This window comes from Lysinibacillus sp. SGAir0095, assembly GCF_005491425.1.
Classification (GTDB): domain Bacteria; phylum Bacillota; class Bacilli; order Bacillales_A; family Planococcaceae; genus Ureibacillus.
On sequence record NZ_CP028083.1, the window covers coordinates 1,709,381 to 1,725,145 of the forward strand.

Here is a 15,765-nt window from a genome sequence, read left to right on the forward strand (position 1 = left end):
GCTGGGGATGTTCATCGGTAAAGTCCATCATAAGGTGAATGAAGCACTTCAGCTTGGTGATTCTCATTGGAAAAAGTCATCATGAAGGAGATGAAGCACTTCAGCTTGAGGAATCTCATTGGAAAAGGTCTTCATGAAGGAGATGAAGCACTTTAGGCTGGGGATGTTCATCGGTAAAGTCCATCATAAGGTGAATGAAGCACTTCAGCTTGGGGATTCTCATTGGAAAAGGTCATCATGAAGGAGATGAAACACTTCAGCTTGAGGATTCTAATTGGAAAAGGTCGTCATGAAGGAGATGAAACACTTCAGCTTGAGGAATCTCATTGGAAAAGGTCATCATGAAGGAGATGAAGCACTTTAGGCTGGGGATGTTGATTGGTAAAGTCCATCATAAGGTGAATGAAGCACTTCAGTTTGGGGAATCTCATTGGAAAAGGTCATCATGAAGGAGATGAAACACTTCAGTTTGGGGAATCTTATTGGAAAAGGTCATCCTGAAGGAGATGAAGCACTTTAGGCTGGGGATGTTCATCGGTAAAGTCCAACATAAGGTGAAGGAAGCACTTTAGTTTGGGAATTTTCATGGGAAAAGGTCATCATGAAGGAGATGAAGCACTTTAGGCTGGGGATGTTCATCGGTAAAGTCCATCATAAGGTGAAGGAGACACTTCAGAACGGGGATTTTCATAGATAAAGGTCTCCATAAAGGAGATGAAGTACATAGTGGTAGCTCTTTGCTCTGAAATGCATTTCATAAAATTTTCACAACCTCTAACAAGCTACTGTTTAAGTAACAATTGCCAGCAAAGTGTTCCGAAAGCAAGCTCGAATGAGACAGTTCGAGCAGCCATCTCTAGTAAAGAGTCCCGAAACAGGCTCGAATAGACTGTTCAATCCGCAATCTTCAGTCAAGTGTCCCAAAGCAAGCCCTAACAAGATAGTTCAAGCAGAATTCACCCCTGAAGTTTCCCGAAGAATCAGATAATCTTAAGATAGGATTCGTCTTAGTACCCACAGTACACAAATTCTTCTCCTCAAAGTCATAAAAAAATAGCGATGAAAATAAAATTTTTCATCGCTATCGACATTCCAGTCAAAAAGAAGGGGAGTTTCCACCTATTCTTATTCAGTTGTTTCAGTCGGATCTGTTGGTTCGGTAGGCGTTTCTACTTCACCATCTTCACCAGGGCCAAACCAATCTTCAAAATCCTCATTTTCTCCGTTATTATTACCATTGCCGTTACCGTTACCATTTCCATTATTGCCGTTGCCATTGTTTCCATTGCCATTGCCATTCCCGTTATTACCATTTTCATTGTCATCACCATCACCATTTTCAGGATCTTCTGGAGAATCAACTTCTGGTTCTTCAATGGCATTTTCGATATAAATCGAGACGGAAGCCGGTTCGCTTCGGACATCTTTTGAAACGGCAACTACAGAGAACGTATAATTACGGCCAGCTTCTAAATTAGAGATAGTTGCTTTCGTATCTGGAGTTGTTGTTACAGCAACTGGTTTTTCGTTATCCACTGCCATGGTTACTTCGAATGTAATATCCAGATCTTTTTCATCGTCTTCTTCACTTGGAGGATTATAATCCCAAGTTAAGTCTACAAGACTTCCGTCAACGCTGTAATTTGCTTTTAAGTTTGTAGGGGCATTTAATTCCAATTGCTCAAATTCTTCTGAAACCTGAGTTGGTTCTGTCCCTTTAACGAATAGTTCTGTTTGACGTAATTCAGATGGTGTATAATCACTTGCTAACTGAAGTGGACTAGTTCCAACTTCAATTGTTGCTTCTACAACAGAACTTGGTCTCTTAAAGTCCTCTGTCTCAACATCAGCAGATATCTCAGACATAATCGATTTGAATAAGCGTTGTGGTAAGCGTCGTTCATCCCATGTCGTGATTGGTTCAGAACGTTTTGAATAACCACCCCAAATGGCTATTGAATAATTCGTTGTATACCCTGCGAACCATGAATCAGGAACACTACTATCTGGTAGGTCATACTGATCGAATTCCTTTGAATCATAGTTTGTTGTACCAGTTTTACCAGCGATATCTAGACCTGAAACCGCAGCAGCAGTCCCTGAAGCGCCTTGTTTTGAACTTACAACATCACGCAATATATCAGTTACCATATAAGCTGTATAGTCGCTCATAGCAACTTCTTGCTTAGATTTGTATGACTTTTTAGTATCATCTCGATAAACGACTTCTTTTATCGCCGTAGGGTCACTATAAATCCCTTTGTTACCGAATGCAGCATAGGCTGCTGCCATTTCGATAGGGCTCATAGTGATGTCACCGCCACCGATAGCATCTGATTCATACACATTTTCTGTTTCGATTCCAAGTTTGTTAATAAATTCCTCTGCATTTTCAGTACCCACTTCTTGAAGTGTTTTTACTGCTGGGACGTTTCGTGATTGATAAAGTGCTTCACGAACTGTCATCGTACCTAAATATTTATTATCGAAGTTGGTAATCACTTGCTTTGAATTGGAATACGTCATTTTTTCATCTACAGTCGTTTCACCAGTAGACCATTTTAAATTTTCAATTGCTGGACCATAATCTAGTAATGGTTTAATCGTTGAACCCGGTGAACGTGTTGTTAAATCATGGGCAAAGTTGAAGCCGCGGTCAGCCCCATAATTTCTACCGCCACCAATTGCTAAAATTTCGCCTGTTTTTGTGTCCACAACAGAAACACCAGCTTGGATGTCCTCAGTCGGGAAGTTTTCTGGGTTGTTCATGATATCTTCAACAGCAGTTTGAGCATTAGGATCAAGTGTTGTATAAACTTTGATCCCTTCTGCAAGTGCTTCTCCATCGCCGTTTTCTTCGAGCTCACTTAAAACAACATCTAAAAATGCATCATATTTAGTACCAGCGACAGTTTTACGGTCCTCCTCAGCAAGAAGTCGAGAAGTTACATCAATCTCTTTTGCAGCAGCAGCTTCTTCTTCCGTAATCTTTTTATGCTGTACCATTAAATCAAGAACGAGGTCTCTACGTTGTTGAGCACGTTCTGGGTTTTTATATGGATTGTATCTATTAGGACTTTGTGGAATCCCAGCCAACAATGCCATTTCATCGAGCTCTAATTCGCTTGGTTCTTTACCAAAGAAGTATTCAGAAGCAGTCCCAAATCCGTAAATTCGACCTGACATGAGAATTTTGTTGAAATACATTTCGAATATTTCTTCTTTTTCATATTGTCTTTCAAGTTGAATTGCTAGCCAAGCTTCCTGTGCTTTACGTTTTAACTTTTTATCGTTACTTAAAAATGAGTTTTTCACTACCTGTTGAGTGATCGTACTTGCACCTTGGGAACCGAAGCCCTGTGTAACGTTTGCAATAACTGCACTGCCTAATCGCCAAATATCAATACCGAAATGGTCGAAGAAACGAACATCTTCCGTTGCAAGTATCGCATCTACCATTTCCTCTGGTATGTCTTCATAATTTACATATTTTCGACTTTCTGCACCAATTGTTGCAAAAACCTCGCCATTTTTATCATAGAACTCAGAAGAGATAGGATCTTTTAATAATTCTTCATCTAGTTCTGGTGCTGAGCTTGCATAAACAGCGAATAGTCCCGCGCCACCTATTAATCCGGCGATGCCTATAATAACAATGGTTAAAACTATCCGTTTTATCCATGTACCAACTGGTTTTTTATGCTTTTTCTTTTGTAATTCACGCTCGCGCTTTAATTCCTCGCGAGTCCGACGTTTTTCTGCCAAAATAATCTCCTCACTTTAACAAACAATTATTTTTCATTTGTTATCATATTTTTTATTGCGGTCAGGTAGTCAATCCTTGGATTGTAACCGGGTTGGATTTCAATTGTTTTTGATTCAAATACGCTAATTGGAATAGATTTTCTACCACCATTTTCCATTGCAATCCAAGCTTCGTGTAAAACGGTAAATGGGACAAAGAAATAACGATCCAAAGTCGTAAACTTAATGATTGTAAAAGCAATTCCTTTTTGATTTGTCACTTCTTTCATATGGTTAACTTGATGTGGATGGACATTTTTCAATGGGAAGGAAGTTTTACTTTCTGTTTCCTTTGCTTCAAAGTCAATATAATATCCATTCCAAACACCGTTGTAATCGGTTGTCGAGGGTGTTCGGAAGTATGCTTCACGAATAACTGCTGCACTTCGTGATGGATACTCTACTTTGACGATTTGCACCGGAACAGGTTTCTTATGGATAATTGCAATTTGTTGATTTAAGTAGTAAGTATTTGTTTCGTTAATTTCATCTTCTAGCGTTTTCCCTCGATTACTAAAGGAGAAACCTTCCTTTTTCGAAATAGTTTTCGTTTTTGTAGGCTCACTAGGCTTGTACGGTTTGCCATTTGGATAATGAAACATCGAAAAAACACTCCTTCTTAAAATGATACCCTTTTTAACAAAAAACATATCGAAAATCTTCTTGTTTTAGCAACCTATGTCTAGTTTTGACAAGTGGAAAGGGATTTGAATAACTCTAATGAATACTACTTCCTAAAGGAGGAATGACCATGCAACGAATTCAAATGCTTATTTCACAACTTGAGTGTATCGATCATATCATGACTGCGAAAATTGAGAATGAAAGGGCTCAAATTCACAACCAGATTTTCTCTCAATTAGGAACTACTTATCAAAAAGTAAGCTTAGCAGAAAAGCAGTTTCATGTAAAGAATGCCTGTTCCCCTAATACTAGTGTTAATAATAAGATTTTGGTACACTTAAAAGAAGAAATATAAAAATTTTAAGAGGGTACTAAAATGCAGCTAATAGAACTTACAAAGCAATTATTAAATGAGTGTGATGCGTCAATTAGTCGCTTTTTTAAACAGCGTGAACTTGACGCAATACCTCAGTTTTTTGAAGAAGTTAAACCACATGCGGATTTCTATCAGTCCGTTTTAATAGATTGGCAGCAACATGCCATAAACTGGATTCAAGAAAATAATCCAAAATATATGCACAGATCACAAATTGACAATGTCGTTGATGCAATGAATCAGTTTGTCGTTCAATCCTTTTATAAAGAAACGAGTAAGAAACGTTTTGTACAATCTGTACAATCTGTCCACTACACATTATCTTTCTTCTTAAGATATTTAGAGGAGAGTGATCAGGATGTTCAGTAAAAAACGTTCCATTGATGATTTACTTTCGGAATGGCGATTTGACGAAGAGCTCAAGCAGAATATATTGCATTGGCAAACTTTAGAACCAAGACCAGCACAATATGCTGCTTTTCCAAATCGGCTACATCCCTCCATCCAAAAAGCACTTGAAAAAAGAGGGATTGGGCAGCTTTATACACATCAACGCGAAGCATTTGATTATGCAGTAGGAGGTAAATCTTTTACTGCCGTAACGCCAACCGCTTCAGGAAAATCACTTTGCTATCATTTGCCTATACTTCAGCAGATTCTAGAAGACAAGTCAAGTAGAGCAATTTACTTATTCCCTACAAAGGCCCTTGCTCAAGATCAGAAATCGGATATAAATGAGTTAATAGAAGATATGGAAGAAGAAATTTTAAGCTATACCTATGATGGAGATACTGCTCCCGCCATTCGACAAAAAATCAGAAAAGCAGGACACATTGTGATGACAAATCCTGATATGCTCCATTCAGGGATTTTACCCCATCATACAAAGTGGGTCTCTCTCTTTGAAAACTTGAAATATATCGTAATTGATGAATTGCATACATATAAAGGAGTTTTTGGAAGTCATGTTTCACATGTTATTCGTCGTTTAAAAAGAATTTGTGCTTTTTATGGAAGTGATCCGATTTTTATTTGTACATCGGCTACGATTAAAAATCCGAAAGAGCTAGCTGAAAAACTGACGAATACAAAGCATCAGCTGATTGCAAATTCGGGTGCTCCTGTTGGTAAAAAGACCTTTCTTTTTTATAACCCGCCAATTGTGCATCCAACTTTCGGTGTAAGGAGAAGCAGTGTACTAGAAGTTCGTGATTTAGCAACCCGATTATTTGAAGCAGGAATACAAACTATTGTATTTGCGAAATCTCGCGTACGAGTTGAAATGTTAGTTACCTATTTAAAAAGCCTTACTAAAAATAAAATTCAAGATGAATCAATTCGAGGATACAGAGGCGGTTATCTGCCCACTGAGCGTCGCAAGATTGAAAAAGGACTGCGTGACGGCACAATACAAGTTGTTGTCAGTACAAACGCTCTAGAATTAGGTGTTGATATAGGACAATTGCAAGCTTGTATAATGACTGGTTACCCTGGCAATATTGCAAGTGCATGGCAACAGGCTGGGCGAGCAGGAAGAAGACAGGACTCGGCACTAATTATCTATGTAGCAAACTCAACAGCACTAGATCAATATGTCGTGAATCACCCTACATATCTTTTAGGAAGTTCACCAGAAGAAGCATTGATCAATCCAGAAAATATTCTGATTCTGATGGATCACTTAAAATGTGCGGCCTTTGAATTGCCTTTTTCCATGACAGACACATATGGGGAATTCGAAGTGCAGGAACTACTTGAGTTTTTACAAGATGAAGGTGTATTAGTCAAGACGAGTTCAACTTGGTATTGGATGAATGAACGCTTCCCTGCACATGAAGTTAGTTTGCGTTCTGCTTCACAGGAGAATGTTGTTATTATTGACCAAACGATTCCAGCTGGCACGAAAGTCATCGGTGAAATGGATACCTATAGTGCCATGACACTCTTACATGAAGAGGCGATATATCTCCACCAAGGGACGCAATTTCAAGTTGAAATGTTAGATTGGGAAGAGAAAAAAGCGTATGTACGAGAAGTGGATGTTGACTATTTTACAGATGCAAATTTAGCGGTAGAATTAAAAATTTTAAATGAAGATAAAAGTGCAGCATTCAATTCTGCAATGGTAAGCTATGGAGATATAAGCATTTTGGCCATTCCGACTATCTTTAAGAAAATTCGTTTCCAGACTCATGAAAATATTGGCTCAGGAAAAATTCATATTCCACCCCTTGAAATGCATACAAATGCTACGTGGATGTCCTTTAACTTACCTGAAAATTGGTCAGAGGAGATGTTAACCGATGCATTAACAGGGGCTGCGTATGCAATTGGATCATTTATACCGTTATATATTCAATGTGATAGAAGTGATTTATCGGTAGTTCCGCAAGTAAAATCAACACATAATGATAAACCAACATTATTTATTTACGATAGTTACCCTGGTGGTATTGGATTAGCTGAGAGAGTCTATGATATTTTGGGACCGATTTTAGAAGAAACAATCGGGCATGTACAAAATTGTCCATGCAAGAGTGGTTGTCCATCCTGTATTGGAGCACAGGATAGCTTAAATGAAAGCAAAGCAAAAGTGCTTAAAGTACTTTCAATCTTAATGAATGAAATAGGGTGATTTCCCATGTCATATGAAAATAAAATGCTGCAATTAAAACAGAAGCTTGGCAAAAAGATAGAGCAACCAAAAGAAAAGCCTACTTTTCAACGACCAGAGAAACCGTTCTATATTAAAGAATGGGAAGATGCAGGTTTAACATTAGCAGAGAATGATTTTGGCGTTTTATTTAAACGAGAAGTAATTTATCCACTTGATTTTCAGCATGGGTCCTATCAATTAGGGCAATTGTATGATGCGATTGAGAAATGGCAACAAACATCCATTTCACACCCATATGCAATGAATTTTGATGAATCGATTGTTTTTTTCGATACTGAAACAACAGGTTTAAAAGGTGTAGGTACTAATATCTTCTTAATAGGCTTATTAGATGCTTTGGATGATCAATTTGTTTTAACACAATATGTATTGGCGGATCCTGCAAATGAAGCAGCCTTTTTATTCGAATCGAAATTTTGGAAACAATCGAAAACACTTGTTACTTATAATGGGAAAAGTTTTGATTGGCCGCAATTAGAAACAAGATGGACATTGAATCAACAATTTTTGCCGAAATTGCGTTCCCAAAAACAAATTGATTTATTACATAGCTCAAAGCGAATATGGAAAAATAATTTGGAAAGAATGAAACTCACAAAGGTAGAAGAAGAAAAGCTCGGGTTTACACGACAGGGAGATATACCAGGATTTTTGGCACCCATCATCTATACTGATGCTATTAGAAGTGGAAATGCAGATGCTTTAATGAAGGTTTTGCATCATAATGAATGGGATTTATTATCCTTAGTAACTCTCTATATCCACTCTACCAATCTATTGCTTGAGCGTGAACTGAACGAATCAGCTACTACCTATACCAACATAGGGAAATGGTTTGGAGATTTAAAAGATACTGATCAAAGTGAACAAGTATTAACAACTGTCACAAATAATTATGACGGCGAAAATGCTGGGTTAGCCCATTACTATTTGGCACTTCAACAAAAAAGAAACGGATTTTATGATGAAGCGGTAAATTCTTTTGAAAAAGCCTTATTATTTATCGAAAATAGAGAGAAACTAAAGGCATTAGAGCAACTTGCTATTATTTATGAACACCAATTTAAAAACTACGAGAAAGCATTACATCTTACAAACGAAGGTTTAAAGATTATAGATAATCATTTATTTATGAAGAAGGAACAGGCTTTAAAGCTACAGGGTAATTGGTTAAAAAGACTTCGAAGGATTGAAGTGAAGCTGATGAAAAATAATATAACTTCCTCCTAATTATGATTTCGGGAAATTTTTGAAAATTAAAAATATAATTTCCCGGGTAAGCGCATAATTTGACATCGTATAGCATTTGTGTCGATTTTAGTCAAAGGAAGTAAAGATTATTTTCGAAATAGTTACTTTCAATCCCTTTTGCAACATTCATATGATATAATTAGTTTATGTACTGTATGGGATGGAAGGGCGATGTGAATGGATATTAAATTAAATTCAAAAATCATATTAGAAAAAGAATTTAAAAAGGCGATGAAAGGTTACAGTGTTGACCAAGTAGATCAATTTTTAGATCAAATTATGGAAGATTATGATGCATTTGAAAAAACTGTCGAAGAATTACGTGCTGAAAATAAGCGTTTAAAAGAAGAAATTGAAAATAATACAGCAAGAAGACCACAAGTCTCTCCTCCAGCTGCGGGAAATACTAATTTTGATATTTTAAAACGTCTTTCAAATTTAGAGAAACATGTTTTTGGTAGTAAATTATTCGAATAAGTAAAGATGTCATAAGGCGCTAATAGTATAAGCGTTATTAAAAATATATCGAATTTATGCCAAATTATAATAAAATGTTGTTATTTTGATGATTTTTTAGTATAGTAATATCTATCATAGTCAAATTCGAGTAATCGCTGCAATTTATATTGTAGAGGAAAGTCCATGCTCACACGGCTCTGAGATGACCGTAGTGTTCGTGCTTACTGAAAAAATAAGGTAAGGCAAGGCGATAGCCTTGACGGCGGAAGGAAAACCTAAGTCGTTTTCGATATGGTTGACACTTCCTGAAAGTGCCACAGTGACGGAGCTTTATTGGAAACAATAAAGGTGGAACGAGGTAAACCCCACGAGTGAGAAACCCAAATTATGGTAGGGGCACTCTCCAAAAGGAATTGAACGGATGGAGGGACGAGGAGCTGCTTCTCGTAGATAGATGATTACTACCCGATTCGTACGAGGCTTGTCGCCGTTTGAGTACCCGGGAACAAAACATGGCTTATGAATTTCTATGATTTTAGATTTAAACTACTTAGAAATGTATCATAATTTTAACGAAATTCTTATAATAAGTTATAATATGAATCAGATTGATACATCTAATTTCAAATTATAAAATTAAAAGCGTGTAAATTCACATTGAGTTTACGAAAGTCACATAAGAGGCTCTCCATAAAATTGGAGAGCTTTTCTTTTAGTGAATGGGAGAGCCAAAATGAGGGAAATACTTAATAACTTACGATTAAATGAAAAAAATGGGGATTTAATACATACTATTAATCTGTTGTTAAAAGTATTTGAGAACATTCAAGAAGGTATTATGGTGACGGATGACAAAATGAAAATTTTGTTTGTGAATAGTGCCTTTGAGTTAGTTACCGGTTATAAAAGGGAAGAGGTCGTTGAAAAAGGGCCGAATGTTTTACAATCTGGTGTACATAATCAAGAATTTTATCAAGACATGTGGGCAGTTATCAGTAAAGATGGGGTTTGGCAAGGAGAAATTTGGAATAAAAGAAAATCCGGGGAAGTTTACCCTGAATGGCTATCAATTATAGAAATTAAAGATCAGAATTGTAATGTGACCAACTATTGCGGAGTTTTCACTGATTTAACTGAACGAAAAAGAGTAGAAGAACAATTAGAAAAAAGGGCATTAACAGATTCTTTAACGGATGTAAATAATCGTTTTAGCTATTTGGAAAAAATGGATATACTTTTAAATCAATCTTCAAAATTTGACAATGCTCAGCATGCGATCTTCTTCTTGGATTTGGATCGATTTAAACAGGTAAACGATACATTAGGACATGAGTTTGGCGATTTTCTATTAATAGAAGTTGCCAACCGTTTAAAAAAATTATTAAATTCAAGGGATATAGTAGCACGTTATGGTGGAGATGAATTTGTACTTACGCTAACGGATATTCGACATCCACGGGAAGCCGCTAGATTCGCTGAGCTAATTATTCAAGAGATTGAGAAGCCTATTAAGTTAAATAATCAGGAAATTTTCGTATCGACAAGTATAGGAATCAGTATTTATCCGCATGATGGAAATACAACAGAAGAACTGTTAAACAGGTCGGATAAAGCAATGTACTTTGCTAAACAATCAGGAAGAAATGGTTTCTCCTTTTATTTTGATGAATTAAATACGGATGCGAACCGACTCATTCTATTAGATTCTGAAATAAGAAGAGCTATAGAAAACCGCGACTTTGAATTATACTATCAACCAAAAGTAAATGTAAAACAAAACAAGATTATTGGATTTGAAGCATTAGTTCGATGGAAAAGTGAAAAATTGGGGTTTGTTTCCCCAGCTGAATTTATCCCTTATGCTGAAGAAACGGGGCTAATTATTCCAATAAGTGAAATTATATTAGATAAAGCCTGTGAGGAATTGGTGACATTAAACGAAGCAGGATATACCAAATTACCAATATCCATTAATATCTCAAGCATACACTTCCAACAAACAAATTTCTTAGAATCCATTCAGAAAATTTTAGAGAGAAATAATACATCAGCTCAAAATTTTGAAATTGAAGTGACGGAAAGAACGGTTATGAATAATGATATGGACACAATAAGCAAGCTTGTCCGTTTAAAGCAACTTGGCTTTAAAATATCGATTGATGATTTTGGAACAGGCTATTCATCACTAAGTTATTTGGTCCGTTTTCCGGTTGATTATTTGAAAATCGATAAAAGCTTTATTCAGCATATTGTACACCTAGCTGATAAACAGGCAATTGTTGATGCAATTATTCAAATGGCACATCGTTTAAATATGAAGGTAATTGCTGAAGGCGTAGAAAGCATCCAACAGCTGAACCAGTTAAACCAAATGGGCTGTGATTATATACAAGGGTATTATTATAGTAAACCAGTTCCGATGGAGGAACTTATCGATTTCCTTCAATTTTGGGAATATGAACATCAAGGAGAAATTGAATCATGACAAAATTTCAATTAGTGGCAACAGCAGCAATGGGTTTAGAATCAATTGTTGCTCAGGAAGTACAAGATTTAGGTTATGAAACTCGCGTAGAAAACGGAAAAGTATATTTTGAAGGTGACGAAACGGCCATTGCTCGCTGTAATCTTTGGCTGCGTGTAGCAGACCGTGTGAAAATTGTAGTAGCAGAATTTCCTGCCCATACCTTCGACCAGTTATTTGAAAGTACAAAGGCAATTGAATGGGAAAATTATTTAACAGTAGATGCGGCATTCCCTGTTTCCGGGAAGTCTGTAAAATCGAAATTATTCAGTGTTCCGGATTGTCAGGCCATTGTAAAAAAGGCAATTGTAGAGCGCATGAAAAGCCACTACAAACGTTTAGGATTTTTGGATGAATCCGGTGCAACTTATAAAATTGAGATTTCTATCCTCAAAGATGTAGCAACTTTAACAATAGATACATCGGGCTCCGGTTTACATAAGCGTGGCTATCGTCAAACCCAAGGGGAAGCGCCATTAAAAGAGACATTGGCAGCAGCACTTGTAAAAATATCAAAGTGGAGTCCAACTAGACCATTTGTTGACGTTTTTTGTGGTTCAGGAACAATCCCACTTGAAGCAGCGATGATCGGGCAAAATATTGCACCAGGCTATAATCGAGAATTCATATCCGAGGAATGGTCTTGGATGAAAGCAAACATCTGGGATGACGCTCGCAATGAAGCAGATGATTTAGCGAAGTATGATCAACAACTTGAAATTTTCGGTTCTGATATTGACCATCGCATGGTTTCCATTTCTCAGGAGAATGCATTAGAAGCTGGATTTGGCGATATCATTACCTTTAAACAAATGCAAGCAACAGACTTTACAACCAGACTAACAGATGGTGTAATTATCTCAAACCCACCTTATGGAGAACGTATAGGTGAAAAAGAAACTATTGAAAAGGTAATCCGTGATTTTGGTCAGGTTATGAAGGATTATCCTACTTGGTCGGTTTATATGCTTTCTTCAATGGAAAATTTTGAAGAATTATATGGCAAGAAAGCTACAAAGAAGCGTAAACTATTTAATGGGTTTATTCGCACAGATTTATATCAATATTGGGGTCAAAAATCAAAACGTGAAATTTAATATGCAGGACTAACGGAAGGGGGAATACTCCTTCCGTTTCAATGTCTTATCTACATAAGACAAATTACTTAATATTATATGTAAGTGTATAAATTACGAACAGTGACTAGCTGTCGGTGCTAGCTCTCGTCCGCACAACTAGAGTCGCCTGCAAGGATTAGTAAACAACATGGCTGAAGTAACTAGCTTTTATTGATCAGCTAAGTTGTTCTTAAACAGATTAAGAATGTTTTAGTCTAAAAAAAGTGTCCTTTTGTCGATTTCTCCAGTTGTGTTCAGAGATTTGAACAAGTACCTTCCGCTTTTCTTGAAGGAGATAAAATGAATGAGACAGTCTTTACCGTTTGAACTTTCAAAAGATCGGTCCTTTTTCGATTCACTTGGAGATTGGATGGGCGATGTATTATATGATGAACTACCGGAAAAGGGATTTGAATGCCGAGACGAACAAATTTTTATGGCATACCAGATTGAACAGGCATTAAAAGAAAAAAATGTATTATTTGCAGAAGCAGGTGTAGGAACTGGTAAAACAATTGCCTATCTCTTACCTGCAATTTCGTATGCACGTTACACAGGACGTCCTGCACTGATAGCATGTGCTGATGAGACTTTAATTGATCAGCTCGTTAAAGAGGGCGGAGATATTTATAAATTGACAGAGCATCTTGGTTTAACAATTGATGTTCGCTTAGCAAAATCAAGAAACCAGTATTTATGTTTAAAACGCTTCGAAGAAACAGAAAAAGTGGTAACTGAGGAATGGATTGATGATATTGCAATGTCCATCCCAGATGGTGTTTATGCACAAGGATCTATGCTTACAGTAAACCCTTATGGAGCTAGAAGTGATTACTCGGCAGTTAGTGATGAAGATTGGCAGAGAGTCAATTACAATGCCATTATGCAGTGCTCAGTTTGCGATATGCGTAATCGTTGCGGGCAAACTTTGCATCGTTCCCATTATCGCAGTTCGTCCGACTTAATCATTTGCTCTCAGGATTTCCTTATGGAGCATTTAGCAACAAAAGAATCCCGTGAGCGTGAAGGGCAGTTGCCATTACTGCCTGAAGTATCAATGATTGTGCTTGATGAAGGACACTTATTGGAATACGCTGCTCAAAATGCGATGACAGTTAAGGTTCAAGGCTATACAATTGTAAACTTATTGGAGCGTTTAATGGTTGATGGCGTTCGTGAAAAAACGTTGTATGCGATGGAAACATTGCAGGACCATCATGAATTATTCTTTGATCAATTACGTGATGATGTTGTCCCTTCAGAAGAGGAAAGAAAAACGATTAAAAAATCTGATCGACTTCTTGCAATCGGGAAACAGTTAATTGCCGATGTAGAACGATTACTTGAAGAATTTGTCTTCGAATCAGAATTATATATGATTCCAGAATATGAATTAAATATGGCAGAAGAGTTTCTAGAACAATACCAAGCGGCAATTCGTATTTTCATTGCTCAAGGCGATGCAGTTGATTGGCTTGAAGAAACGGATGGGGAAGAAACATTAGTTATCATGCCTCGATTGATTACGGATGTATTAGAGGAAAAACTATTCTCCAAAAAAACGCCAATTGTTTTCTCATCCGCAACTTTATCTGTGGGGAAAGATTTCTCTTATATTGCTTATAGTTTAGGAATTAAGAAGTATCAGTCCTTTAGTGTACCATCACCATTCGATTATGAAGAGGTAATGAAGGTTTACTTGCATGAACTGAAACAAGCAGAAAAAACGTCAAAAGTAGAGCAGTTGTTAAAAGAAGGACAGCAACAAACTTTAATTTTATTTAAATCAAAGCAATCCATGCTCACATTTAAATCAAATTTACCGATGATGTCTAAATTAACAATGGCTTTTGAAGGAGATCGTGAGTTATCGGCAATTGTACGAGATTTCCAAGAGGGAACAGTGAAAACCTTATGCTCGTACCATTTATGGGAAGGATTAGACTTACCAGAAGAAGCCTTAACTCGTGTCATCATTTATGATTTACCATTCCCTCCAAAGGATCCGTTGTTTGATGCAAAAAGAGCATTTTCTGAAAATCCTTTCGAAGAAGTGGAATTACCATTTATGCAACTTCGACTTCAACAAGGAATCGGAAGACTTATTCGAACTTCGAATGACCATGGGGAGATTCATATCTTCTTAAACGAGAACGAAATACAATACAAATCTGAATTTGTTAATATTTTACCTGTTCAGCCAGTATAAAAAGTAGAAGCAAAAGCCTTGATTTCCGGGCTTTTGCTTTTTTTATTCTCATGTGTAAAACTAGAGGAAATATAAAAAGCTGTAAAGAGATTCAATCAGTCGAGTCCAGGAAATGGTAACTTCTAGTAGTTGTGAGAGTAGCTAATAATCCGTGAGCAGAAGTGTCGTGGACAATAGAAGGCAGAAAGCGTAGTTCATAGTCCGAGAGCAGAAGCCGCGTGGACAATAGAAAGCAAAACGAGAAGTTCATAGTCCGAGAGCAGAAGCCGCGTGGACAATAGAGGGCAGAAAGAGAACTTAATAGTCCGAGAGCAGAAGCCTCGAGGACAATAGAAGGCAGAAAGCGAAGTTAATAGTCCGAGAGCAGAAGCCTCGAGGACAATAGAAGGCAGAAAGAGAAGTTAATAGTCCGAGAGCAGAAGCCTCGAGGACAATAGAAGGCAGAAAGAGAAGTTAATAGTCCGTGAGCAAAAGTCTCGTGGACAATAGAAAGCAAAACGAGAAGTTAATAGTACGTGAGCAGAAGCCTCGAGGACAATAGAAGGCAGAAAGAGAACTTAATAGTCCGAGAGCAGAAGCCGCGTGGACAATAGAAGGCAGAAAGCGTAGTTAATAGTCCGAGAGCAGAAGCCGCGTGGACAATAGAAGGCAGAAAGCGTAGTTAATAGTCCGCGAGCAGAAGCCTCGAGGACAATAGAAGGCAGAAAGCGAAGTTCATAGTCC

The 15,765-nt window shown here is 37.2% G+C and carries 10 protein-coding genes and 1 other RNA gene; 9 read left to right on the forward strand and 2 right to left on the reverse strand.

The window, feature by feature from the left end:
• Positions 1 to 1,125: 1,125 nt before the first annotated feature.
• A complete protein-coding gene (locus C1N55_RS08405; protein ID WP_137728405.1) occupies positions 1,126 to 3,765 on the reverse strand; it encodes a PBP1A family penicillin-binding protein in 2,640 nt (879 codons plus the stop codon).
• Between the two features lie 26 nt (positions 3,766 to 3,791).
• The gene (recU, locus tag C1N55_RS08410; RefSeq protein WP_137728406.1) at positions 3,792 to 4,406 is read right to left on the reverse strand and encodes a Holliday junction resolvase RecU; all 615 of its coding nucleotides are present in this window, start codon (positions 4,404 to 4,406) and stop codon (positions 3,792 to 3,794) included.
• A 149-nt stretch (positions 4,407 to 4,555) separates the two neighbouring features.
• On the opposite strand from recU, the gene C1N55_RS08415 reads away from it, so the two are divergent.
• From C1N55_RS08415 to C1N55_RS08455, 9 genes are all read left to right on the forward strand, one after another.
• Entirely contained in the window at positions 4,556 to 4,783 is a 228-nt protein-coding gene (locus C1N55_RS08415; RefSeq protein ID WP_137728407.1) for a hypothetical protein, read from the forward strand.
• 21 nt (positions 4,784 to 4,804) lie between these two features.
• Entirely contained in the window at positions 4,805 to 5,173 is a 369-nt protein-coding gene (locus tag C1N55_RS08420; protein WP_137728408.1) for a YppE family protein, read from the forward strand.
• Complete coding sequence (locus C1N55_RS08425) at positions 5,163 to 7,439, forward strand: DEAD/DEAH box helicase (protein WP_137728409.1); 2,277 nt, start codon at positions 5,163 to 5,165, stop codon at positions 7,437 to 7,439. The genes C1N55_RS08420 and C1N55_RS08425 overlap by 11 nt, the downstream gene beginning before the upstream one ends.
• Before the next feature lie 6 nt (positions 7,440 to 7,445).
• Positions 7,446 to 8,711, forward strand: coding sequence for a ribonuclease H-like domain-containing protein (locus tag C1N55_RS08430; protein WP_137728410.1), 1,266 nt, complete (start codon positions 7,446 to 7,448; stop codon positions 8,709 to 8,711).
• Positions 8,712 to 8,909: 198 nt separating this feature from the next.
• Positions 8,910 to 9,209: a cell division regulator GpsB gene (gene gpsB, locus C1N55_RS08435; protein WP_137728411.1), complete on the forward strand. Its 300-nt coding sequence runs from the start codon at positions 8,910 to 8,912 to the stop codon at positions 9,207 to 9,209.
• A 122-nt stretch (positions 9,210 to 9,331) separates the two neighbouring features.
• An RNA gene (gene rnpB, locus C1N55_RS08440) (RNase P RNA component class B) lies at positions 9,332 to 9,715 on the forward strand.
• Between the two features lie 209 nt (positions 9,716 to 9,924).
• Positions 9,925 to 11,676, forward strand: a complete 1,752-nt coding sequence (locus C1N55_RS08445; protein WP_137728412.1) for a putative bifunctional diguanylate cyclase/phosphodiesterase — start codon at positions 9,925 to 9,927, stop codon at positions 11,674 to 11,676.
• A complete protein-coding gene (locus C1N55_RS08450; protein WP_137728413.1) occupies positions 11,673 to 12,812 on the forward strand; it encodes a THUMP domain-containing class I SAM-dependent RNA methyltransferase in 1,140 nt (379 codons plus the stop codon). Before C1N55_RS08445 ends, C1N55_RS08450 begins: the two co-directional genes overlap by 4 nt.
• A 325-nt stretch (positions 12,813 to 13,137) precedes the next feature.
• A complete protein-coding gene (locus C1N55_RS08455) occupies positions 13,138 to 15,042 on the forward strand; it encodes an ATP-dependent DNA helicase (protein ID WP_137728414.1) in 1,905 nt (634 codons plus the stop codon).
• Positions 15,043 to 15,765 lie beyond the last annotated feature (723 nt).